Source organism: Citrobacter sp. Cpo071, assembly GCF_030332765.1.
Lineage (GTDB): Bacteria > Pseudomonadota > Gammaproteobacteria > Enterobacterales > Enterobacteriaceae > Citrobacter > Citrobacter portucalensis.
The window spans coordinates 940,652-963,603 of record NZ_JAOWHE010000085.1; the positions used below are offsets into that span (position 1 = coordinate 940,652).

Genomic DNA, 22,952 nt, shown 5'->3' on the forward strand with positions numbered 1-22,952 from the left:
CTGACAACAGGAGTAAAAATGCAAAAGATAGTGATCGTCGCGAACGGTGCGGCCTATGGAAGCGAATCGTTATTTAACAGCCTGCGTCTGGCAATCGCCCTGCGCGAACAGGAAGCGGATCTCGACCTGCGTCTGTTTTTAATGTCGGACGCGGTAACCGCGGGATTACGAGGTCAGAAACCTGCAGAAGGATACAATATTCAGCAAATGCTGGAGATCCTGACGGCGCAAAATGTGCCGGTCAAACTGTGCAAAACCTGCACCGATGGCCGTGGGATCACGACGCTGCCGTTAATTGACGGAGTGGCCGTCGGCACGCTGGTTGAACTGGCTCAATGGACGCTGGCTGCAGATAAAGTGCTGACCTTCTGATACACCGTTTTCAGGCAAGCACACTGAAAGTGTCGATAATTTCCGGATTTAATCGTAGATGGGCGCGGTTTCGTTGAACGTTAGCACGCCCTTTCAACCCTTTTAAGGAATTTTGTCACTTTTGTTTAATCGTTATGCCATTTTTTGATCAAAATCAGCATCCCGTTGCTCCCCCTTTGGTGTTATGCAATGAGTGAAATGTGAACAACATCACGCAGCACTTTCGACAGAAAGTACGTTGTTTTCAAGAACGGGGTGAAAAATGGCATTAGTGAAGGCGAGTTTAAAGTTATTTGGTGGCGATACGGTGGTTGTGCGCTGTTCCGAGCGTTGTCACATCCATCTGATGAGCGAGAAAAATCACGTCAAAGACACGCAGTCCGACATCTTAAGCGTGCAGGATCGTGATAACGCATGGTTGACCGTGCCCTATACCGGCATCTGGAATGTGCTGATTGACAGCCACAGCCAGTCGCTAGAGCATTCAATAAGTTATATTGCAGCCTAAGCGTTAATTGCCCGAAAAGCGCCTGGCTTTCGGGCATTCAGTTCCAGGCTGGGTTCAGGCAAACCCAGGCCGCATAACGCCTTCCGGCAGGTTCTCTCCCAACAATCGTTTAACCGTGATCACCAGATCGTTAAGACAATCATCCTGCATCCCCAACTTGACCAGCTCTTGTTCCAGTGAGAACAGATACTGGGCGTTGGTACCTAAAGGTCCGCTCGCCGCGGCGATAAGCGGCGCAATCACCTGCGCGCGCGTGTCTGACTCAAACAGCGGATGACGCGGATCCATAATAAAGACCAGTGCGTTCACCGTCCTGCCGTCATCAAGCGCCAACTGACACCAGGTCGGCAGATAACAGCCGGTGATCATTTCTCGCTTCCACAGCAGTGAAAGCTCTTGTTCCAAGGACGCGTCCGGCAAACGGTAGGCCACACCGGTGGTGCGTCCGCCCTCTTTCAGGGCCAGCATACGTCCTGGCTGACACGCCGTTCCTCGCCCCGCCGTCAGACGCAGGCAAAAGGCACGGTGCCAGCCGACTAACGTCCCGGTACAGGACTCTTCAAATTCTAAGGCCGGGTTCCACATCAATGATCCATAACCGAAGATCCACACCGGTCCATCATCTGGTCGGCATGCAAGCGTGGCAGCCAGTGAGGCTGCACGTTGTTCCGCTGACCAGAGTAGTGATTCTTCAATAGCACCAAATGCCGTCTTACAGTCGGCATTCAATAAAAAATCACGCGTTAACACCTTACACCTCCGCCACTGCTGCTTCCCTGCGACAACTTTTTTGACGCCTTCCGGGCTTTTTTGCTGCTCATTTTGAAACCAATAGCTGGACAATAGGCAATTCACCGCTCGCTTGCAAGCCAGCAACGGCGCGGCGTAGCACGATTCGCTAACGCCTGATGCTGGCTAGTTCATAAAGGCATTATAATTGATACTGTTACGCCTTTTTATGCCATTTATCATCATCACCTTTTTGATAATCATTTTTGACCGCGGCCCACGCCACCTTGTGTGCTGTCTCTTCACGGGTAGCATCATCACGACGGTCAGATTTATCTTTATACTGTTCCCAGGCGCTGTTGAAAGCTTCTTTGTAGATGTCCTGAGCATGGGCTGGCAGAACATGCTGCACGCTTTCAGGCAGATCGCTTTTGGATTTATATGGCATTGTGAACTCCTCTTTTTAGGCTAAACCTTAAGTGTGGTTAACAATGCGGCGATGCGCCAATAATGGACATTTATAGAAAATTTCTTCATCTAACCTTCTGTTAATTAAACAGTCTATAAACAATAATTTTGTTTTTGACCGCTTTGAGAGGAAAAATAAGCGATGTAGTAAAATTTCGTAAAATGTCACCTACAAAACCAGGTTTTCTGTTATTTTTTACATTCTTTAATACTTTTTATAATTATATACCCTAAATAATTCGAGTTGCTTAAAGGCGGCAAGGGAGTGAATCCCCAGGAGCATAGATAACTATGTGACTGGAGTGAGCGAACGTAGCCAACGCATAAGCAACTTGAAGTATGACGGGTATAAATACCTGCAGAGACGGAGAATTAATTCAATGACACACGTACATGAGGCGGTAAAAACCCGCCACAAGGAGACCTCTCTCGTCTTCCCGATTTTGGCGCTGGTAGTACTGTTCTTCTGGGGGAGCAGTCAGTCACTACCAGTGGTCATCGGTATTAATGCGCTGGCCCTTATTGGTATATTAAGCAGCGCATTCAGCGTTGTCCGTCATGCTGATGTATTAGCACATCGACTTGGCGAACCCTACGGGTCGCTGATCCTCAGCCTGTCCGTTGTTATTCTTGAAGTCAGTTTAATCTCCGCATTAATGGCGACCGGCGATGCAGCGCCTACGCTCATGCGCGATACGCTATATTCAATCATCATGATCGTAACCGGCGGCCTGGTCGGTTTTTCATTACTGTTAGGTGGCCGTAAATTTGCCACTCAGTATATGAATCTGTTTGGTATTAAGCAGTATTTAATCGCCCTGTTTCCGCTGGCCATTATTGTACTGGTGTTCCCGATGGCTTTACCGGGTGCAAATTTCACTACCGCCCAGGCGCTATTAGTGGCATTAATTTCTGCGGCGATGTACGGCGTATTTTTGCTGATACAAACTAAAACGCATCAGAGCCTGTTCATTTATGAGCATGAAGACGAGGGTGACGACGACGATCCGCATCACGGTAAACCGTCAGCCCACAGCAATATGTGGCATGCCGCTTGGCTTATCATTCATCTGATCGCTGTTATTGCCGTGACCAAAATGAACGCCAGCCCGCTGGAAACATTGCTGACTGAACTGAATGCGCCGGTCGCCTTTACCGGTTTCCTGGTCGCATTGCTGATCCTCTCCCCTGAAGGGCTAGGTGCGCTGAAAGCGGTTCTGAGTAATCAGGTACAGCGGGCGATGAATTTGTTCTTCGGTTCAGTATTAGCCACCATTTCACTGACCGTTCCGGTAGTGACCCTGATCGCATGGGCAACCGGGAATGATTTGGTCTTTGCGCTGGGCGCACCAGAGATGATTGTGATGGTTTCATCACTGGTACTGTGTCACATCTCTTTCTCCACCGGACGCACCAACGTGCTTAACGGTGCGGCGCATCTGGCGCTGTTTATCGCCTATCTGATGACGATATTTGCCTGATTAGTCTTTCTGATAGAACCCACGGCCCTTCTCAGGGCCGTTTTCTTTTACCGCTCACAGCTCCGGATAAACCTGTTGACCATCGACAAACGTTAATAACGACTCCGTTTGGTGCAATTTGTCTGCCGGAATAGCCATAATATCCTGATTAAGCACCGCAAAACGGCAAGCTTACCTGCCTGCAAACTTCCCCTCTGCTGTTCTGCAAAAGCTATCCAGGCGGCATTGAGGGTATACATTTTTAAAGCATCTTCTCGGCTTAACTGGCGCGCATCATGGCGTACCGTGCCGTCGAGTGCTTTACCTGTTACATGATATTCAATGGCATGCCATACTCCTGCAACACCAATCCGCGTCGCATCCGTACCACCTACAACGATAACCCCCTGCTCTAATGCGGGTTGATATGAGGCACCGCCTGATTAAGTTCCCATTTTCCCCATCATATTTATCTACCTAATCTTGTGATGATCATCTGGAAAGCTGATGCCGCACCGCTACGCTGGCGATTCGCGCGCTGGCTAGCAGACGTTCGAACGAATGCCCGCAACGCGCTTTTCCCGACAGGCCAAGCATTGTGGTACTGACGTAATCAGTCAGGCTGTCAGCCTCTTTAGGATGCCGCTGTGCAATAAAGTCGTGAATTTTATGTTCGGCAGCCGAGTAGAAATTCCGCGCGACCTTCCGCGCCTGCGAATCGTTACTGTGCGTGCCCTCCAGGACCAAACATCCCGGCGTATGCGGATCTGCGGCATAACGTCGCGCCGCCTCTTCAAGCAGATCGGTAAGACATGCAGAAACGGGTTTGTCGGGGCGAAGAATGTCATCAAAAGGGATCGCCTCAGTTTGTACGTAGCGGTCAAGAACACGTTTATAAAGACCGATTTTGTTCCCAAAAGCAGCATAGAAACTGGGGGGCTTGATCGACAACGCCGCGGTGACATCCGCCACGCTAACCGCGTCATAGCCATGTGCGTGAAACAAGGGTTGTACTTTGGCAACGGCCATTTCTGGATCAAAATTACGTGGGCGTCCAGGTGCACGAGTGCATTTTGTAGTGCTCATTACAAATCCATTGACAGAAAACTGTGCACCTATTATATATCGATCACTACATAATTGTTCAAGGAGTACCTCATGTCTTCTTTTAACGGCAAGTCAGTTCTGGTTCTTGGCGGCAGTCGTGGGATTGGCGCGGCTATCGTGCGCCGTTTTGCCGCGGATGGCGCATCGGTTACCTTTACCTATTCAGGCTCCCCTGACGCTGCCAAAGCGCTTGCTGATGAGACGGGTACCCAGACAGCGCAAACCGATAGCGCCGATCGTAACGCCGTCATCAACCGGGTACGCGAAAGCGGCCCGCTGGACGTGCTGGTAGTTAATGCAGGCATTATTCTGTTTGGTGATGCGCTGGAGCAGGATCCGGATGACGTGGAGCGCCTGTTCCGGATTAACATTCACTCCCCATACTATGCGGCCGTGGAAGCGGCACGACAGATGCCTGACGGCGGACGCATTATCATTATTGGTTCTGTGAATGGCGACCGTATGCCTCTTGCTGGCCTGGCCTCTTATGCGGTGAGCAAATCAGCACTGCAAGGGCTGGCCCGGGGGCTGGCACGTGATCTTGGATCGCGGGGCATTACGGTAAACGTGGTTCAACCGGGTCCTATTGATACCGATGCCAACCCGGAAAATGGCCCACTGAAAGAGGTGATGCACAGTTTTATGGCGCTAAAACGACATGGCCGTCCAGAGGAAGTTGCGGGAATGGTTGCCTGGCTTGCAGGCCCTGAGGCTGGGTTTGTGACGGGGGCAATGCATACAATTGACGGTGCGTTTGGCGCCTGACGGCCACCCTTAACACTTTTCTCAAACAGCAGTCCGAAGAGATATCTCTCCGGACTGCAATACTTTCTTAGTTCTCGGTATCCAGCTCGTCGAAGCTTTTAACCAGGTCATCAATCGCTTTAATCTGAGTCAGGAACTGTTCCAGTTTCGCTAGCGGCAGCGCGGATGGACCGTCGCATTTCGCATTGGCTGGATCCGGATGCGCTTCAATAAACAGACCGGCCAGACCTACCGCCATACCTGCGCGCGCCAGTTCGGTAACCTGCGCACGACGACCGCCGCTTGCTGCGCCAAACGGGTCACGGCATTGCAGCGCATGGGTAACGTCAAAAATCACCGGCGAGTTGCCAGAAACTTTCTTCATCACGCTGAAGCCCAGCATATCCACAACCAGGTTGTCATAACCAAAGTTCGCGCCACGGTCGCACAGAATTACTTTGTCGTTGCCGCCTTCATGGAATTTATCCACGATATTGCCCATCTGGCCCGGGCTTACGAACTGCGGTTTTTTCACGTTGATAACGGCACCGGTTTTCGCCATCGCTTCCACCAGATCGGTCTGACGAGCGAGGAAGGCCGGCAGCTGAATCACATCCACCACGTCAGCAACAGGCTGAGCCTGGCTGGCTTCGTGAACGTCGGTGATCACTTTTACGCCAAAAGTCTGCTTCAGTTCCTGGAAGATTTTCATCCCTTCTTCAAGGCCCGGTCCACGGTAAGAGTGGATGGAAGAACGGTTGGCTTTATCAAAGGAGGCTTTGAACACGTAAGGGATACCCAGCTTTTGAGTAACGGTTACGTAGTGCTCACAAATGCGCATCGCCAGATCGCGGGATTCCAGCACGTTCATTCCGCCAAACAGCACGAACGGCAGGTCATTTGCCACGTTGATGTCGCCAATGCTAACCACTTTTTGTTTCATAGGATCGCCTTAAACGGTAGGTAAAGTGTCATTAATCAATGCAATACAATTTGCTTGTGCGAAATAGTATTAATCTGCGCACGAATCATTTCGCTGATCGGGTCTTCCGGACACTGTTCAACGAAATAACTTAAATCGGTCAGCGCAACATGTTCACACTCCAGTTGCGCGTAAATTAATCCACGATCGCGTATTTCATACGGATCTTCAGGATTAAACTGTAATAATGCTTCGCTGGCACGCAGCGCCAGCTCCATTTGCCGCTCTTCCATCAGCGATGATTTCAGCGTGTCGAGCAGCTTACGAATTACTTCTGCATTATCCGCCTCATCCAGGTCTTCATTAAACAGCTCCGCGACCGGGCTGATATTCCCCTTCAGCCACACTTCCAGCGTGTGCTCATTTAACGTTTCGCCATTGAACGGATTGATTAGCCACATTTCGCCATCGAGCGATTCAATACGCAGGATGAGTTGTGTCGGGAAAATCACCGGCACCAGTGGCAGCTCCAGTCGGTTGGCAATCCACAATAAGATCGCACCCAGGGATACGGCGCTGCCCTGACGATTTTTCAGTACCTGATCAAGCCATAGTGCATCAGAAAGACGATAGACGCCGTGGGTATCCGTAAACCCCCATTCGCCGTAAAAAAGTGCCAGCAGTTTTTCCAGTTGCTCATCCTGAGACAGGAGCTGGCTAATTTCTTCTTGCGCCAGACTGACCAGACGTTCCAGTTCGTCATAGACAGTTTGTGTTGGAAAATCCAGACGGATAGACTCCGACGCCAGGATCATCCCATCACACAATGGCGCTTTATTAAATTCGAAATCAGCTAACGACCTCATGCTTACCCCAGTAACGGTATTTTTGTGGTGGCGAGTTTAATGATGATGTACAGCACCACCAACGCCAGCGGAAAAGCGATTAATCGCGCCTGCTGACTGCGCGCCCGACGATAATCGAGCGCAATAAAACCCAAAACGATGTAAATGATAACCCCAAACAGCTTTTCAGTCAGCCATGTCCCGTGCTCAGTGAATGGCAGGATGTGCGCTTTAACCATTAACGCTACGCCGCTGAGTAATAAAACGGTATCGACAACCGGCGGCACGATGCGCGTCCAGCGCGCGCAGGCAAGGCGCGAGTCGGTGTAACGCCACCAAAATCGCAGCGTCAGCAAACCAACCGAAAGCGCAATGCTGATGAGATGGACGTTGAGTAACACACCGAAGGTACTCATGATGGGATGCGTCCAAGCGTAATTCGCTCGTTGCCGCCATAGTCACGACAGGTTTCAACTGCCACGTAACCCGCACGAGTAAAGGCATCACGGACGACCTCGCCCTGCTGCCAACCATGTTCCAGCAACAGATAGCCGCCGGGCGTTAACATGCGCTGAGACTGGTCGATGATATGCACGATATCCGCCAGCCCCTGATCGCCCGCCACCAGCGCCGACAGCGGTTCAAAGCGAACGTCGCCTTGCGCCAGGTGCGGATCCTGTTCGTCGATATACGGCGGATTGCTGACAATCATGTCAAACTGCTGTCCCTGCAATGCACTGAACCAGTTACTTTGCAGCACACAAACATTGTCGATGCCCAGTTGCTGCTTGTTGCGAATGGCCAGTGCCACGGCATCGGGCATGCGGTCTACGGCAGTCACCGCACAATCCGGACGCTCGGTCGCCAGCGCCAGCGCAATGGCACCCGTGCCGGTTCCTAAATCAAGAATACGACACGCTGAGGCCGGCAGGCGAGCCAGCGCCTGCTCCACCAGACACTCGGTATCCGGACGCGGAATAAGCGTAGCTGGAGACACAAACAGCGGCAACGACCAGAACTCGCGCACACCGGTTAAGTGTGCCACCGGCTCTCCCCGCTGACGCCGCTCCAGTAGCGTATCAAGCTGTTGACGCTGCGCCTCGGTTAACTCCGTTTCGCCGAAAGCCAGAATAAAGGTGCGCCCTTTGCCAGTAACGAACTCGAGTAAAATCTCGGCGTCACGGCGCGGGCTTTCGCTTGCCTGTAATTGGCTAATCGCCTCACGCAGCCAGTGCTGATAATCCATTAATCCTGCTCGGACAACGCCGCCAGTTGGTCGGCCTGGTATTCCTGGACAATCGGCTCAATGAGCATATCCAGTTTGCCTTCCATCGCTTCATCCAGACGGTAGAGCGTCAGGTTAATGCGGTGATCGGTCACACGACCCTGCGGGAAGTTATAGGTACGGTTACGATCGCTGCGATCGCCACTGCCCAACAGGTTGCGACGCTCAGAGGCTTCCGCCTGTTGACGTCTTGCCACTTCGGCCGCACGAATTCGCGCCCCCAGCACCGACATCGCTTTGGCTTTGTTTTTATGCTGTGAACGTTCGTCCTGGCATTCCACTACGATACCGGTCGGTAAGTGGGTAATACGGATTGCGGAGTCGGTGGTGTTAACGTGCTGACCGCCCGCGCCTGATGAACGGAAGGTGTCAATACGCAGATCGGCCGGGTTGATGTCCGGCAGTTCGGCATCCGGCAGTTCCGGCATAACCGCGACCGTACAGGCAGAGGTATGAATACGCCCCTGCGATTCCGTCGCAGGTACGCGCTGCACGCGATGGCCGCCAGACTCAAACTTCAGTCGCCCGTAAACGCCTTCGCCGCTAATCTTGGCAATGACTTCTTTAAACCCGCCATGCTCGCCTTCGCTGGCGCTCATGATCTCAACCCGCCAGCGACGCGATTCAGCGTAACGGCTGTACATGCGGAACAGATCGCCGGCAAACAGCGCCGCTTCATCACCACCAGTTCCCGCGCGCACTTCGAGGAAGGCGTTACGTTCGTCATCGGGATCTTTAGGTAATAGCAGGACCTGCAGATGCTGTTCCAGCTGCTCACATTTCTCTTTTGCTTCGCGCAGTTCATCCTGCGCCATTTCACGCATTTCAGGATCGTCGAGCATCATCTGAGCCGTCTCGATATCTTCCTGAACCTGTTGCCAGTCCGTAAAACAGCGAGATACATCGCTTAATTGCGCATATTCGCGCGACAGCGCACGAAAGCGATCCTGGTCTGCGATAGTACCCGCATCACCGAGCAGCGCCTGAACTTCTTCATGGCGTTCATGCAGGGCTTCCAGTTTGGCAACGATAGAAGGCTTCATAGGCGTAAATGCACCCTGTAAAAATAAGATTGGTGTGCTGCTACTCCAGCCCGAGGCTGTCGCGCAGAATATTCAGGCGTTCACTATCCCCGTCACGGGCGGCCTGTTGAAGTGATTTGGTTGGTGCATGAATCAGGCGATTGGTCAGTTTCCAGGCCAGATCCTGCATAATGGCTTGCGCATCACCGCCCTGTTGAAGAGCGGCCAACGCTTTGGCGGTCAGTTCATCACGGATCTGTTCTGACTGACTGCGATACTCGCGGATAGTGTCGCTTGCGCCCTGGGCGCGTAGCCAGGCCATAAACTCGCTGGCTTCCTGCTCCACTATCGTTTCGGCTTCCACCGCCGCCGCTTTGCGCTGGGCCAGGTTATGCGAAATGATGCTTTGCAGGTCATCAACGCTGTACAGATAGGCGTTAGACAATTTACCCACTTCCGGCTCGACATCGCGCGGTACGGCGATATCCACCAGCAACATAGGCTGATTGCGGCGGTTTTTAAGCGCACGTTCCACCATTCCTTTGCCGATAATCGGCAGCGGACTGGCGGTAGAACTGATAATGATATCGGCATCCTGTAAACGCGCGTCTATATCACTCAGTGAAATCACCTCGGCGCCGACTTCATCCGCCAGCACCTGCGCACGCTCGCGAGTGCGGTTGGCGATGATCATTTTCTTCACTTTGTGCTCGCGCAGATGTCGCGCTACCAGCTCAATGGTTTCGCCCGCACCGACTAACAGCACGGTTACCGTGGAGAGCGATTCAAATATCTGCCGCGCCAGGGTACAGGCGGCAAACGCCACCGACACGGCGCTGGCGCCGATGTCAGTTTCTGTACGTACACGTTTTGCGACAGAAAATGATTTCTGGAACATGCGTTCCAGCGCACTGGCGTTCAGGTGACCTTTTTGCGAATCCGCAAACGCTTTTTTCACCTGCCCCAGAATTTGCGGTTCACCGAGCACCAGTGAATCCAGACCGCTGGCAACACGCATCAAATGGCTGACCGCGTCGTTGTCCTGGTGCCAGTACAAGCTGTTGCGCAGATCTTCTTCATTGAGGTTATGGTATTCACACAGCCAGCGAACCAGCGCTTCTTGCAGGTTATCCTGCTCTTCAACGCTGAGATACAGCTCCGTGCGGTTACACGTCGACAGCACTACCCCGCCCTGCACCATCGGCTGCGCGAGCAGGCTGTCCAGCGCCTGATCGAGCGTATCCGGCGAAAACGTTACGCGTTCTCGCAGCGATACAGGTGCCGTTTTATGGTTAATACCAAGCGCTAAAAGGGTCATGTGTGCGGGAATAGTACCAGCGTTGATAAGGTTAGACTGGGTGCATCATACAGGATGCGTGCGGTCAATAAAAGAGACTGACCCCTTTTGGAGTAATAGCTTAGTGCACAAATTTAAGCGATTTAAGATAACTTGAACGTAGACGATGTCTGATGGCGGCGCTAGCATTAAGAGTTATAACTGCAACGTATCTCAAGGATTTGTCATCATTATGACCCTGCCTGATTTTCGCCTGATTCGCCTGCTGCCGCTGGCGGCCCTGGTTCTTACTGCCTGTACGCTCAACGCGCCTAAAGGTCCCGGTAAAAGCCCCGATTCTCCGCAGTGGCGCCAGCACCAACAGGAAGTTCGCGCCCTGAACCAGTATCAGACGCGTGGTGCGTTTGCCTATATTTCCGATCAACAGAAAGTGTATGCCCGCTTTTTCTGGCAGCAAACCGGTCAGGATCGCTATCGTCTCCTGCTGACCAACCCACTGGGCAGCACGGAACTGGAACTTAATGCGCAGCCTGGCAACGTCGAACTGGTCGATAACAAAGGCAAACATTACACCGCCGACGACGCTGAAGAGATGATCGGCAAACTGACCGGCATGCCTATCCCATTAAACAGCCTGCGCCAGTGGATCCTTGGACTGCCAGGTGACGCCACCGATTATAAGCTCGACGACCAATATCGTCTGAGTGAAGTGAACTACAGCAAAGACGGTAAAAACTGGAAAGTGGTCTATAGCGCCTACGACAGCAAAACCCAGCCAGCGATGCCAGCAAACATGGAGCTGTCCGACGGCTCCCAGCGTATTAAGCTGAAAATGGATAACTGGATTGTGAAATGATGACCCATTGGCCCTCTCCGGCAAAACTGAATTTGTTTTTATACATCACCGGACAGCGTGCGGACGGTTACCACACGCTGCAGACCTTATTTCAGTTTCTTGATTATGGCGACACGATAGATATTGCACCGCGTAGCGACGGCGAAATTCACCTGTTAACCCCAGTGGAAGGCGTTGCGCATGAAGACAATCTGATCGTCCGTGCGGCACGTTTGCTGATGAAAGCGGCATCTGAAAGCAATCGCCTTCCCAAAGGGAGCGGTGCGGACATCAGTATCGACAAACGCCTGCCGATGGGCGGCGGTCTTGGCGGAGGTTCGTCTAATGCGGCAACCGTTCTGGTGGCGCTGAACCATCTCTGGCAGTGCGGACTTTCAGTTGATGAACTGGCGGCACTCGGCTTAACGCTGGGGGCGGATGTTCCCGTATTCGTGCGCGGCCATGCGGCTTTTGCCGAAGGCGTAGGCGAAATTCTGACGCCGGTCGAGCCTGAGGAAAAGTGGTATCTGGTTGCTCATCCGGGAGTCAGTATTCCGACACCGGTGATTTTTAACGATCCCGACCTCCCGCGCAACACGCCAAAAAGGTCAATAAAAACGTTACTAAAATGTGAATTCGGCAATGATTGCGAGGTTATCGCAAGAAAACGTTTTCGCGAGGTTGATGCGGCGCTTTCCTGGCTGTTAGAATACGCGCCGTCGCGCCTGACTGGTACAGGGGCTTGTGTCTTTGCTGAATTTGACACTGAGTCTCGTGCTCGCCAGGTGCTTGAGCAAGCCCCGGAATGGCTCAAAGGCTTTGTGGCGAAAGGCGTCAACCTCTCCCCATTGCACAGAGCGTTACTCTAAATCCTTCGGATTTCAGGAAGATGGCGAAATGACGAATCGCCAGGTGCATACAACTTCAGTATGTAACTGGTGTGAGGAATTGATGCCAGCGCAAATGAAACGCGAAGGACAACGAGTAAGCCGGGCAAGCTGAGTTGCGGTGACAACGTCACCCTGTTCCAGACGTTGCATCGCGCTCTTTAATACACCGCATGGAGAGGATACTGCCTGGCCCGCACAGTTTTCGGCAGATTCTTTCCACCAATGGACGCATGCCTGAGGTTCTTCTCGTGCCTGATATGAAGCTTTTTGCTGGTAACGCCACCCCGGAACTAGCACAACGTATTGCCAACCGCCTGTACACTTCACTCGGCGACGCCGCTGTAGGTCGCTTTAGCGACGGCGAAGTCAGCGTACAAATTAATGAAAATGTACGCGGTGGTGATATTTTCATCATCCAGTCCACTTGTGCCCCTACTAACGACAACCTGATGGAATTGGTCGTTATGGTTGATGCGCTGCGCCGTGCTTCCGCAGGCCGTATCACCGCCGTTATTCCTTACTTCGGCTATGCACGTCAGGATCGTCGCGTACGTTCCGCTCGTGTACCGATTACCGCTAAAGTCGTCGCTGATTTCCTGTCCAGCGTTGGCGTTGACCGCGTCCTCACCGTTGACCTGCATGCTGAACAGATCCAGGGCTTCTTTGACGTACCGGTTGATAACGTATTCGGTAGCCCGATCCTGTTAGAAGACATGCTGCAGCTGAACCTGGACAACCCGATTGTGGTTTCTCCGGATATCGGTGGCGTCGTGCGTGCCCGCGCTATCGCTAAACTGCTGAACGATACCGACATGGCTATCATCGACAAACGTCGCCCGCGTGCGAACGTTTCTCAGGTGATGCACATTATTGGTGACGTTGCAGGTCGTGACTGTGTTCTGGTTGATGACATGATCGATACCGGCGGTACGCTGTGCAAAGCAGCAGAAGCACTGAAAGAACGTGGTGCTAAACGCGTATTTGCTTACGCCACTCACCCGATCTTCTCAGGTAATGCGGCAAACAACCTGCGCAACTCAGTGATTGATGAAGTCGTTGTCTGTGACACTATTCCACTGACTGACGAAATCAAAGCGCTGCCAAACGTGCGTACATTGACCCTGTCGGGTATGCTGGCCGAAGCGATTCGTCGTATCAGCAACGAAGAATCCATCTCTGCTATGTTCGAGCATTAATCGAGCCCGGCTCAAAAACCCGCTGCGGCGGGTTTTTTTATCTGCAATACTTATTTGTATGACTTATGCCTCCTTCACCTGCCATTTAGTTGACAGATGATGCGCTCATGGATGAAACATTATTGTGAACAGATTATTTTCCTCACATGTGATGCCTTTCCGCGCCCTCATCGACGCTTGTTGGAAAGAAAAATATACTGCCTCTCGCTTTACCCGTGACCTGATCGCCGGGATAACCGTTGGGATCATCGCCATTCCGCTGGCAATGGCCCTGGCAATAGGCAGTGGCGTTGCGCCGCAGTACGGCCTGTATACCTCAGCCGTCGCTGGGATTGTTATCGCCCTTACCGGGGGATCGCGCTTTAGCGTATCTGGCCCAACCGCCGCCTTCGTGGTGATTCTGTATCCGGTGTCGCAACAGTTTGGGCTGGCAGGCCTGCTGGTTGCCACGCTCATGTCCGGGATATTCCTGATCCTTTTCGGCCTCGCTCGTTTTGGCCGCCTGATCGAATATATCCCCGTGTCGGTAACGTTAGGTTTTACATCGGGTATTGGTATCACCATCGGTACCATGCAGATTAAAGATTTTCTTGGCCTGCAGATGGCCCATGTCCCGGAGCACTATCTGCAGAAGGTTGGCGCGCTGTTTATGGCCTTGCCGACCATCAATTTCGGCGATGCCGCCATTGGCGTAGTGACGCTGGGGATCCTGATTTTCTGGCCGCGCCTGGGGATCCGACTGCCGGGTCACCTTCCCGCACTGCTGGCAGGCTGTGCGGTAATGGGTATCGTGAACCTGACCGGCGGCCATGTCGCCACCATTGGTTCTCAGTTCCACTACATTCTGGCTGACGGCTCACAGGGTAATGGTATCCCGCAGTTGCTGCCGCAGCTGGTCCTGCCGTGGAATATGCCGGAATCAAACTTTACCCTAAGCTGGAGCTCGTTACAGGCGCTGTTACCGGCAGCCTTCTCGATGGCGATGCTGGGGGCGATTGAATCTCTGCTGTGCGCCGTCGTACTCGATGGGATGACCGGCACCAAGCATAAAGCTAACAGCGAGTTGATTGGCCAGGGGCTGGGTAACATCGTGGCACCATTCTTTGGCGGTATCACCGCCACAGCGGCAATTGCCCGCTCTGCGGCAAACGTCCGCGCCGGGGCGACCTCGCCAATCTCTGCGGTTATCCACGCGATTCTGGTGATCCTTGCCCTGCTGGTACTTGCACCGCTGCTTTCCTGGTTACCGCTTTCCGCCATGGCCGCCCTGCTGCTGATGGTGGCATGGAACATGAGTGAAGCGCATAAAGTGGTGGATTTGCTGCGCCATGCACCGAAAGACGACATCATTGTCATGCTGATGTGTATGTCGCTGACGGTACTGTTCGACATGGTTATTGCCATCAGCGTCGGTATCGTTCTCGCCTCTCTGCTGTTTATGCGCCGTATTGCGCGCATGACTCGCCTGGCGCCGGTCAACGTAGACGTACCGGACGATGTGCTGGTGCTGCGCGTTATTGGTCCGCTGTTCTTTGCCGCGGCGGAAGGATTATTTACCGATCTTGAGTCGCGTATTGAAGGTAAACGCATCGTAGTCTTGAAGTGGGACGCGGTCCCGGTACTGGATGCCGGTGGTCTGGACGCTTTCCAGCGCTTTGTAAAACGTCTGCCGGAAGGTTGTGAATTACGCATCAGTAATCTGGAATTCCAGCCGCTACGAACCATGGCGCGCGCGGGTATTCAGCCGATTGCCGGGCGCCTGACGTTCTTCCCGAATAAAGATGCTGCGCTAGCAGATATCCGCTGACGTGTAGCCCGGCCAGGCGAAACGCCGCCGGATTGCAAATGACAGACAAAAAAATGGCTCCCTTACCTGGGAGCCATTTTTATAACAAGCTTATTGCTTACGCGTTCAGCAGTTGCTCAGCCGTTGCCTTCACGCTTGCCAGCAGGACTTTAACATCCTCCAGACATACCGTCGGATTGAGCAGCGTTAGCTTCAGGCAGGTGACTCCATCTGCTTCGGTCACGCCGACGTTGGCGCTACCAGAAGCCAGCAGAACGTCACCAATACGCTGGTTCAGCAGCGCGACAAATGCCACGTCGTCACTTTGTGGGCGGAAGCGGAACAGCACGCTTGCCAGCTGCGGCTCCATCACCAGTTCAAGATGCGGCTGGGTTTTGACAAACTCAGCAACATCACGCGCCAGCGTCACACCGTTATCAATGATCTCGGCATACTGCTTTTTGCCCAGCGCTTCGAGGCCCATCCACAGCTTCAGCGCATCGAAACGACGCGTGGTCTGCAGCGACTTCGATACCAGGTTTGGTACGCCAGCCTCTTCATCGAAATCAGAGTTCAGGTACGCCGCCTGGTAACGCATCAGCTCGTAGTGGCGCGCATCTTTTAACAGGAACGCACCGCAACTGATGGTCTGGAAGAACTGCTTGTGGAAATCCAGCGTCACGGAATCTGCCAGTTCAAGGCCGTTCAGGAAGTCACGGTACTTATCAGAAAGCAGTAACGCCCCGCCCCATGCCGCATCCACGTGCATCCAGATCTGATGTTCTGCAGCCAGCGCTGCAATATCCGCTAACGGATCGATTGCGCCCGCATCGGTAGTACCGGCAGTGGCGACGATTGCCATCACCTGCTCACCGTTGGCTTTCGCCTGGGCCAGCTTGTCTTTCAGGTCAGCCAGATCCATGCGTGAAAACGCATCGGTCTTCACCTGGGTGACGGAACGGTAGCCCAGCCCCATCAGCGCCATGTTCTTCTGCACGGAGAAGTGCGCGCTTTCAGAGCAGAACACTTTGATTTTACTCAGATCACCGGTCAGACCATCCTGCTGAATGGAGTGCCCCTGGCGAGCGAAGAAAGCATCACGCGCCAGCATCAGGCCCATCAGGTTACTCTGCGTACCGCCGCTGGTGAATACGCCCGCATCGCCTGTCGGGTATCCAACCTGCTCACGCAACCACTCGATCAGCTTGATCTCAATGATGGTGGCCGACGGGCTCTGGTCCCAGGAGTCCATACTCTGGTTGGTGGCGTTGATCAGCACTTCCGCCGCCTGGCTAATTACCAGGCTCGGGCAGTGCAGATGCGCCACGCACTGCGCATGGTGAACCAACAAGCTGTCTTTGAGAAAGTATTCAACCGCACGCTCAATAGCGGCCTGGTTGCCCAGGCCCTGAGACGTAAAATTCAGGTTGATACGTTCACGCAGTTGCTCAACGGTTTTACCCTGATACATCTCAGGCTGCTTCAACCATTCAACGACCGCTTGCGTACTCTGCTCGATAGCGTCCTGATAAGCTGCAATGCTTTGCGCCGAGCCGGACAGAATCGGGTTTACGTCTGACATTCGATCCAACTCCGTTTAAACCGGCTTCACGCCAGCGCCCAGCAGGGCGTTTTCGAATTTATCGAGGAAGATTTCCAGCTCAGCGTTGGTGATCAGCAGTGACGGCAGCAGGCGCAGCACGCACCCGTTGCGGCCACCACGCTCCAGAATCAGCCCATTTTCGAAGCATTTTTTCTGCAGCAACGCGGACAGCTCGCCATCGGCCGGGTAGCAGCCCATGTGATCCTGTGCTTCGTTCGGCTTCACGATTTCCAGGCCGATCATCAGACCCAGACCGCGCACCTGGCCAATAACCGGGTAGCGTTTCTGCAGGTCAGCCAGTTTGCCTTTCAGCCACTCGCCCTGGGCAGCAACTTTATCGGCAATCTTGTCATCTTTGAGGATCTTCAGCGTTGTCAGACCGGTCGCCATCGCCAACTGGTTGCCGCGGAAAGTACCAGTGTGGTGGCCCGGAGCCCACGCATCGAACTGCTTTTTAATGCCCAGCACCGCCAGTGGCAGACCGCCGCCAACCGCTTTGGACATCACGATGATATCTGGCTCAATACCGGCATGTTCGAAGGCGAACAGTTTACCGGTACGTGCAAAGCCCGCCTGAACTTCATCGATGATCAGCAGAATGCCATGTTCCTGCGTCACTTTACGAATGCGTTGCAGCCACTCGACCGGAGCCGGATTCACGCCACCTTCACCCTGCACCGCTTCGAGGATCACGGCAGCCGGTTTACGCACGCCGCTTTCAACGTCGTTGATCAGGTTTTCGAAGTAGTAGGTTAATGCTTTAACGCCAGCGTCGCCGCCGATACCCAGCGGACAACGGTATTGATGCGGATACGGCATAAACTGCACTTCCGCCATCATGTTGCTGACCGCTTCTTTCGGCGACAGGTTGCCGGTCACGGACAGCGCACCGTGGGTCATCCCGTGGTAGCCACCGGAGAAACTGATGATGCTGGAACGGCCGGTGACTTTCTTCGCCAGCTTCAGCGCCGCTTCAACAGCATCAGCGCCGGACGGACCGGTGAACTGCAGGCAATATTCTTTGCCCTGACCCGGTAATAAAGAAAGTAAATATGATGAGAATTCATCTTTTAACGGCGTGGTAAGGTCAAGCGTATGTAACGGTAAGCCGCTTGTGATGACACTTTGAATGCTCTGCAGCACTTCAGGATGGTTATGACCAAGCGCCAGGGTTCCGGCACCTGCCAGGCAATCAAGATATTGATTATTTTCTACATCAGTAATCCAGACGCCCTGCGCTTTAGCGATCGCTAATGGCAGTTTACGTGGATAGCTGCGGACATTAGATTCAAACTCAGCCTGTCTTGCTAAAAAGGTATCATTGCTCTGTGGTAATGAATTAGCACTTAAAGTATCAATACGGACTTTATCCGTCATCATATCACTCCTACAACCAGGTGTAGATTAACGCCTGATTGAATAAATGGTTATAAGGATTACCTGTAAAAAAGCGCGGCTAATATATGTTGTTTTAGCTTAGGACTCAATCATTTATTTTTCGGCATTGAAAATAACAACTTTTCCCTTTAAATTCAAAGCGTAACAACTATTTACCATTACTAAATCCTAAAGAAATATATCTATTTAATTAACAATGTTGTAGCTAATTGCAACGCAGACAATCTAATAAAAACCATGGAATTTTCGTGTTTTTATTATTTTTTTACACGTTTTTACCATTAATGATGCTCGCGATATCTTGTGATGCCATGATTTTTCACTTATTTGTCGATAAATCGAATAAAAAAGTCGATCCCTAAATATAAATCACTTAGTATGGCGCGCTTATTTGCAGGCTATGTAGATAAAATTAATGCGCAGCACCCGATAACGCGTACAGGCGACACGCGTTATCGACAACAGGTATTCCCTGGGTTGTCAGCAGAAATGTTCGCGGGCGGACATTTCGTAAGGCGAACTTCGTTCCCTTATGCCGAGAATGAAAATTTTCTAGCCATACTTTTATGGCGCCCTGATATGAGATTGTTATGACTCGCATTTATCCACCATCCGTCGTTGCCAAATTTGGCGGCACCAGCGTCGCTGATTTTGATGCGATGAACCGCAGCGCCAGCATTGTCCTTGCTGATCAAGATGTCCGTTTAGTCGTTTTGTCTGCTTCAGCAGGCGTGACAAACTTACTGGTTGAGCTTTCTGAAGGTCTGGAAACACATCAACAATTAGATAAGATTGAGACTTTACGCGCCATCCAATACAACATTATTTCCCGCCTGAAGCAGCCGTCCGTTATCAGCACGGAAATCGATAATCTTCTAAACAATATCCGTCGTCTTGCACAAACGGCGATGGTTTCGCCGTCTGATGCGTTAAGCGATGAATTAGTCAGCCATGGCGAGCTGATGTCCTCGCTACTGTTTACTGAAGTCTTACGTGAACGGCATGCTGAGGCCGGGTGGTTTGACGCCCGTAGCGTGATGCGTACTAACTCGAACTTCGGCTGTGCCGAACCCGAGCTTGGCACACTGCACCACCAGGTGGAGACTCACCTGCGCCCTCGTCTTGAGCAAGCGATTATGGTGACTCAGGGATTTATCGGGCGTGATGCCGCAGGGCACACCACAACGCTTGGACGCGGCGGTAGTGATTACACGGCTACGCTTCTCGGTGAGGCGCTTCACGCCACACGCGTTGACATCTGGACCGACGTCGCAGGGATCTACACCACCGACCCACGCATTGCGCCGCGGGCCAAACGAATCGACCATATCTCATTTTCCGAGGCCAGCGATATGGCCGCCTACGGTGCGAAGGTCCTCCACCCGGCGACACTGCTCCCGGCAATGCGTAAAAGCATTCCGGTCTTTGTTGGCTCAAGTAAGGATACTGCCGCCGGAGGTACGCTGGTGCACAACACCACCGATAATCCACCTCGCTATCGCGCGCTCGCCGTGCGTCGTAAACAGACGCTGTTGCGGTTACACAGCCTGGAGGCGCAACCTTCCTGTTCTTTCCTGGCGCAGTCCTTCGCCATTTTAGCTCGCCATGCGGTCACGGTGGATTTGGTTACAACCTCAGAGAATAGTATTGCGCTGGCGCTGGACGCCACTCATGCAACCTCAGGTGAAGACCATGTGTTGACCACCGCATTGTTTACCGCCTTGTCCTCCCACTGTCGTGTGGAAGTGGAAACCGGGCTGGCGCTGGTCACTTTGGTGGGGAATCAACTCACACAGGCTGCGGGAGTTTGCAAAGACGTTTTTGCCTGGCTTGAAGAACATACGGTACGAATGATTTGCCATGGGGCGTCAAACGACAACCTGAGTATCCTGTTGCCGGCTGACAATGCAGACAGCGCGATCAAAGCGTTACATTATCAGTTATTCGAATAACGCTTCTTTGTAGTATGCCACCAAGGGTAGAAGTCGTTTAATCCAGTACTGACGAACAAGCAGAGCCCTGGTTTTTAAACCAGGACTTTGTGTTCAAACAACTGCACTCCGAGTTGGGAGAGCTATTTAGTTATGCCGGTGATTGGTATCACCGCGACGGCAGCGTTTGTCATAGTGGCGCACCCACCAGTAACGATCGCTGATTTGTTCGTGCCCCCCCACTCTGGCACCCGCCAACCAGAGGACACCACCAACAAAAATACTGAGCACGGCACCATGTGCGAAAAACTGTGGCAGATTAAATTGCGGCAGTTGGTTTAAAATAGAGTAACCAACACCACCCACCATCACCACCAACCCTAAAGCCATGAGCACGTTACCGAGTAACGAAGCGTTTTTGCGTTTCATGTGTCACCTCCGGAACTTTGGGTTGTTACAGGGAATACCCCTAATCCTTATGTGTAAAGTATAGACAACACTGCCGTTCGCAAGTGCGGGAGCGATCACAATTACAAACACTCATGCAACAAAACTTTACAAATAAGCTACTGAACATACTCATTTTCTAATAGTCCATTTGTGCAATTATTCAGCTTTTGGCGATAAGCACGCAGTTTTTTGTCAACAGCAGCGTCAGACAGTAAACTACACGTCGTTTATCGAAACACTCAGGACAAAACACGTGGCGATTAAATTGATTGTCGGCCTGGCGAACCCCGGCGCAGAGTATGCGGCAACGCGACACAATGCAGGCGCATGGTATGTCGATCTGCTGGCAGAAAGATTACGCGCTCCCCTGCGCGATGAGCCGAAATTCTTCGGCTACTCCTCCAGAGTTACGCTTGAAGGTGAAGACGTCCGTCTGCTGGTGCCAACCACATTTATGAATCTGAGCGGCAAGGCTGTCGGTGCGATGGCCAGTTTTTATCGTATTAACCCCGATGAAATTTTGGTCGCACACGATGAGTTAGACCTGCCCCCTGGCGTGGCCAAATTTAAGCTTGGCGGCGGTCATGGCGGACATAATGGCCTGAAAGACATCATTAGTAAGTTAGGTAATAACCCCAACTTTCATCGTTTACGCGTTGGAATTGGCCATCCGGGCGATAAAAACAAAGTTGTCGGATTTGTTTTAGGCAAACCGCCTGTTTCAGAACAGAAGTTAATTGATGAAGCAATTGACGAAGCGGCACGTTGTACCGAGATTTTGTTCAAAGACGGCCTGACCAAAGCGACGAGCCGGTTACACACCTTTAAAGCGCAATAAGCAGCGATGTGCGGCATTTTTCTCGCGTGCTGTGTATAATAGGCAAAGTTATTTACATTTCTACAATCTGTTTTCCATAACAGGTTGAATATCAAAAGATTAAGGTGATTTAAACATGGGATTCAAATGCGGTATCGTCGGTTTGCCAAACGTAGGCAAATCCACCCTGTTCAACGCGCTCACAAAAGCGGGTATTGAAGCGGCAAACTTCCCGTTCTGTACTATCGAGCCGAACACCGGTGTTGTCCCGATGCCCGATCCGCGTCTGGATCAGCTGGCCGAAATCGTCAAACCGCAGCGTATCCTGCCAACAACGATGGAATTCGTCGACATCGCCGGTCTGGTAAAAGGTGCGTCCAAAGGTGAAGGCCTGGGTAACCAGTTCCTGACCAACATCCGTGAAACCGAAGCTATCGGCCACGTGGTGCGTTGCTTTGAAAACGACAACATCATCCACGTTAATAACAAAGTGGATCCGGCTGATGACATTGAAGTTATCAATACCGAGCTGGCGTTGTCCGACCTCGACACCTGTGAGCGCGCTATCCATCGCGTGCAGAAGAAGGCCAAAGGCGGCGACAAAGACGCTAAAGCAGAACTGGCTGCGCTGGAAAAATGCCTGCCACAGCTGGAAAACGCTGGCATGCTGCGCGCGCTGAAAACGCTGACTGACGAAGACAAAGCGGCTATCAAATACCTGAGTTTCCTGACGCTGAAGCCAACAATGTACATCGCCAATGTCAACGAAGACGGTTTTGAAAATAACCCGTACCTCGATAAAGTGCGCGAAATCGCGGCTGCCGAAGGTTCTGTTGTGGTTGCCGTTTGCGCAGCCGTTGAAGCTGACATCGCAGAACTCGATGATGCTGACCGTGAAGAATTCATGGCTGAAATGGGTCTGGAAGAGCCGGGCCTGAACCGCGTTATCCGTGCTGGCTACGAATTGCTGAACCTGCAGACCTACTTCACTGCTGGCGTGAAAGAAGTCCGTGCATGGACCATTCCTGTCGGTGCCACGGCTCCGCAGGCAGCCGGTAAAATCCATACCGACTTCGAGAAAGGCTTTATCCGCGCACAAACCATCGCGTTTGAAGATTTCATCACCTATAAAGGTGAGCAAGGTGCGAAAGAAGCTGGGAAAATGCGTGCCGAAGGTAAGGACTATATCGTCAAAGATGGCGATATCATGAACTTCCTGTTCAACGTCTAAATAAAATTTGTTGTCTTATGAGGTTTCATTGAATCTCATAACAATGAATAAACCCT

General features: G+C 52.3%; 24 protein-coding genes. 11 read left to right on the top strand and 13 right to left on the bottom strand.

Features of this window, described 5'->3' with window-relative positions; genetic code table 11:
- The first annotated feature begins 18 nt into the window (after positions 1 to 18).
- Both OGY09_RS21615 and OGY09_RS21620 read left to right on the top strand, forming a co-directional pair.
- Positions 19 to 372, top strand: a complete 354-nt coding sequence (locus OGY09_RS21615) for a DsrE/DsrF/TusD sulfur relay family protein (RefSeq protein WP_003833402.1) — start codon at positions 19 to 21, stop codon at positions 370 to 372.
- A gap of 262 nt (positions 373 to 634) precedes the next feature.
- On the top strand, positions 635 to 880 hold the full coding sequence (locus OGY09_RS21620; RefSeq protein WP_003020763.1) for a DUF1883 domain-containing protein: 246 nt from the start codon (positions 635 to 637) through the stop codon (positions 878 to 880).
- 54 nt (positions 881 to 934) lie between these two features.
- Here OGY09_RS21620 and OGY09_RS21625 read toward each other — a convergent pair whose 3' ends face one another.
- The gene (locus tag OGY09_RS21625; RefSeq protein WP_016156738.1) at positions 935 to 1,630 is read right to left on the bottom strand and encodes a gamma-glutamylcyclotransferase; all 696 of its coding nucleotides are present in this window, start codon (positions 1,628 to 1,630) and stop codon (positions 935 to 937) included.
- 196 nt (positions 1,631 to 1,826) lie between these two features.
- Positions 1,827 to 2,057 (bottom strand): putative cation transport regulator ChaB, encoded by a 231-nt coding sequence (gene chaB, locus OGY09_RS21630; RefSeq protein WP_008784971.1) that lies wholly within the window; start codon positions 2,055 to 2,057, stop codon positions 1,827 to 1,829.
- Positions 2,058 to 2,457: 400 nt separating this feature from the next.
- On the opposite strand from chaB, the gene chaA reads away from it, so the two are divergent.
- On the top strand, positions 2,458 to 3,558 hold the full coding sequence (chaA, locus tag OGY09_RS21635) for a sodium-potassium/proton antiporter ChaA (RefSeq protein WP_003833407.1): 1,101 nt from the start codon (positions 2,458 to 2,460) through the stop codon (positions 3,556 to 3,558).
- Between the two features lie 92 nt (positions 3,559 to 3,650).
- Here chaA and OGY09_RS21640 read toward each other — a convergent pair whose 3' ends face one another.
- Positions 3,651 to 3,938, bottom strand: coding sequence for an amidohydrolase family protein (locus OGY09_RS21640; protein ID WP_125362637.1), 288 nt, complete (start codon positions 3,936 to 3,938; stop codon positions 3,651 to 3,653).
- Between the two features lie 91 nt (positions 3,939 to 4,029).
- Positions 4,030 to 4,623 carry a TetR/AcrR family transcriptional regulator gene (locus OGY09_RS21645; protein ID WP_032943704.1) on the bottom strand — a complete coding sequence of 198 codons (594 nt, stop codon included), beginning with the start codon at positions 4,621 to 4,623 and terminating at the stop codon, positions 4,030 to 4,032.
- A 72-nt stretch (positions 4,624 to 4,695) separates the two neighbouring features.
- Here OGY09_RS21645 and bdcA point away from each other — a divergent pair, with 72 nt between their 5' ends.
- A complete protein-coding gene (gene bdcA / locus OGY09_RS21650) occupies positions 4,696 to 5,409 on the top strand; it encodes an SDR family oxidoreductase (RefSeq protein WP_286590956.1) in 714 nt (237 codons plus the stop codon).
- 67 nt (positions 5,410 to 5,476) lie between these two features.
- Here bdcA and kdsA read toward each other — a convergent pair whose 3' ends face one another.
- From kdsA to hemA, 6 genes are read right to left on the bottom strand one after another with little or no spacing between them, the layout of a single operon-like run.
- Positions 5,477 to 6,331: a 3-deoxy-8-phosphooctulonate synthase gene (gene kdsA / locus OGY09_RS21655; protein ID WP_003020772.1), complete on the bottom strand. Its 855-nt coding sequence runs from the start codon at positions 6,329 to 6,331 to the stop codon at positions 5,477 to 5,479.
- 35 nt (positions 6,332 to 6,366) lie between these two features.
- Positions 6,367 to 7,176, bottom strand: a complete 810-nt coding sequence (gene sirB1 / locus OGY09_RS21660) for an invasion regulator SirB1 (RefSeq protein WP_003020775.1) — start codon at positions 7,174 to 7,176, stop codon at positions 6,367 to 6,369.
- A gap of 2 nt (positions 7,177 to 7,178) precedes the next feature.
- Positions 7,179 to 7,571 carry an invasion regulator SirB2 gene (gene sirB2 / locus OGY09_RS21665; protein WP_032943708.1) on the bottom strand — a complete coding sequence of 131 codons (393 nt, stop codon included), beginning with the start codon at positions 7,569 to 7,571 and terminating at the stop codon, positions 7,179 to 7,181.
- Positions 7,568 to 8,401, bottom strand: coding sequence for a peptide chain release factor N(5)-glutamine methyltransferase (gene prmC / locus OGY09_RS21670; RefSeq protein WP_032943710.1), 834 nt, complete (start codon positions 8,399 to 8,401; stop codon positions 7,568 to 7,570). The genes sirB2 and prmC overlap by 4 nt, the downstream gene beginning before the upstream one ends.
- Positions 8,401 to 9,483 (bottom strand): peptide chain release factor 1, encoded by a 1,083-nt coding sequence (gene prfA, locus OGY09_RS21675; RefSeq protein WP_003020786.1) that lies wholly within the window; start codon positions 9,481 to 9,483, stop codon positions 8,401 to 8,403. Before prfA ends, prmC begins: the two co-directional genes overlap by 1 nt.
- A 40-nt stretch (positions 9,484 to 9,523) precedes the next feature.
- Positions 9,524 to 10,780: a glutamyl-tRNA reductase gene (gene hemA, locus OGY09_RS21680; RefSeq protein WP_003833420.1), complete on the bottom strand. Its 1,257-nt coding sequence runs from the start codon at positions 10,778 to 10,780 to the stop codon at positions 9,524 to 9,526.
- A 211-nt stretch (positions 10,781 to 10,991) separates the two neighbouring features.
- Between hemA and lolB the strand changes: the two genes are divergently transcribed.
- The 4 genes from lolB (at position 10,992) to dauA (ending at position 15,487) form a co-directional block, all read left to right on the top strand.
- Positions 10,992 to 11,615, top strand: a complete 624-nt coding sequence (lolB, locus tag OGY09_RS21685; protein ID WP_003833422.1) for a lipoprotein insertase outer membrane protein LolB — start codon at positions 10,992 to 10,994, stop codon at positions 11,613 to 11,615.
- Positions 11,612 to 12,463: a 4-(cytidine 5'-diphospho)-2-C-methyl-D-erythritol kinase gene (gene ispE, locus OGY09_RS21690; RefSeq protein WP_032943712.1), complete on the top strand. Its 852-nt coding sequence runs from the start codon at positions 11,612 to 11,614 to the stop codon at positions 12,461 to 12,463. Before lolB ends, ispE begins: the two co-directional genes overlap by 4 nt.
- A gap of 269 nt (positions 12,464 to 12,732) precedes the next feature.
- Positions 12,733 to 13,680, top strand: a complete 948-nt coding sequence (gene prs / locus OGY09_RS21695) for a ribose-phosphate diphosphokinase (RefSeq protein WP_001518537.1) — start codon at positions 12,733 to 12,735, stop codon at positions 13,678 to 13,680.
- Positions 13,681 to 13,804: 124 nt separating this feature from the next.
- Positions 13,805 to 15,487 (top strand): C4-dicarboxylic acid transporter DauA, encoded by a 1,683-nt coding sequence (dauA, locus tag OGY09_RS21700; RefSeq protein WP_071692414.1) that lies wholly within the window; start codon positions 13,805 to 13,807, stop codon positions 15,485 to 15,487.
- Positions 15,488 to 15,584: 97 nt separating this feature from the next.
- Here dauA and OGY09_RS21705 read toward each other — a convergent pair whose 3' ends face one another.
- Positions 15,585 to 17,048, bottom strand: coding sequence for a pyridoxal phosphate-dependent decarboxylase family protein (locus tag OGY09_RS21705; RefSeq protein ID WP_032943714.1), 1,464 nt, complete (start codon positions 17,046 to 17,048; stop codon positions 15,585 to 15,587).
- A 15-nt stretch (positions 17,049 to 17,063) separates the two neighbouring features.
- On the bottom strand, positions 17,064 to 18,449 hold the full coding sequence (locus OGY09_RS21710) for a diaminobutyrate--2-oxoglutarate transaminase (protein WP_008784983.1): 1,386 nt from the start codon (positions 18,447 to 18,449) through the stop codon (positions 17,064 to 17,066).
- A 608-nt stretch (positions 18,450 to 19,057) separates the two neighbouring features.
- On the opposite strand from OGY09_RS21710, the gene lysC reads away from it, so the two are divergent.
- Positions 19,058 to 20,419 carry a lysine-sensitive aspartokinase 3 gene (lysC, locus tag OGY09_RS21715; protein WP_032943715.1) on the top strand — a complete coding sequence of 454 codons (1,362 nt, stop codon included), beginning with the start codon at positions 19,058 to 19,060 and terminating at the stop codon, positions 20,417 to 20,419.
- A gap of 126 nt (positions 20,420 to 20,545) precedes the next feature.
- Here the strand turns inward: lysC and ychH are convergent, their stop codons facing one another.
- Entirely contained in the window at positions 20,546 to 20,827 is a 282-nt protein-coding gene (gene ychH / locus OGY09_RS21720) for a stress-induced protein YchH (protein ID WP_003833480.1), read from the bottom strand.
- Between the two features lie 274 nt (positions 20,828 to 21,101).
- Here ychH and pth point away from each other — a divergent pair, with 274 nt between their 5' ends.
- Positions 21,102 to 21,686 carry an aminoacyl-tRNA hydrolase gene (gene pth / locus OGY09_RS21725; protein ID WP_032943716.1) on the top strand — a complete coding sequence of 195 codons (585 nt, stop codon included), beginning with the start codon at positions 21,102 to 21,104 and terminating at the stop codon, positions 21,684 to 21,686.
- Positions 21,687 to 21,801: 115 nt separating this feature from the next.
- Positions 21,802 to 22,896, top strand: coding sequence for a redox-regulated ATPase YchF (gene ychF / locus OGY09_RS21730; RefSeq protein ID WP_003020818.1), 1,095 nt, complete (start codon positions 21,802 to 21,804; stop codon positions 22,894 to 22,896).
- The last annotated feature ends 56 nt before the right edge of the window (positions 22,897 to 22,952 follow it).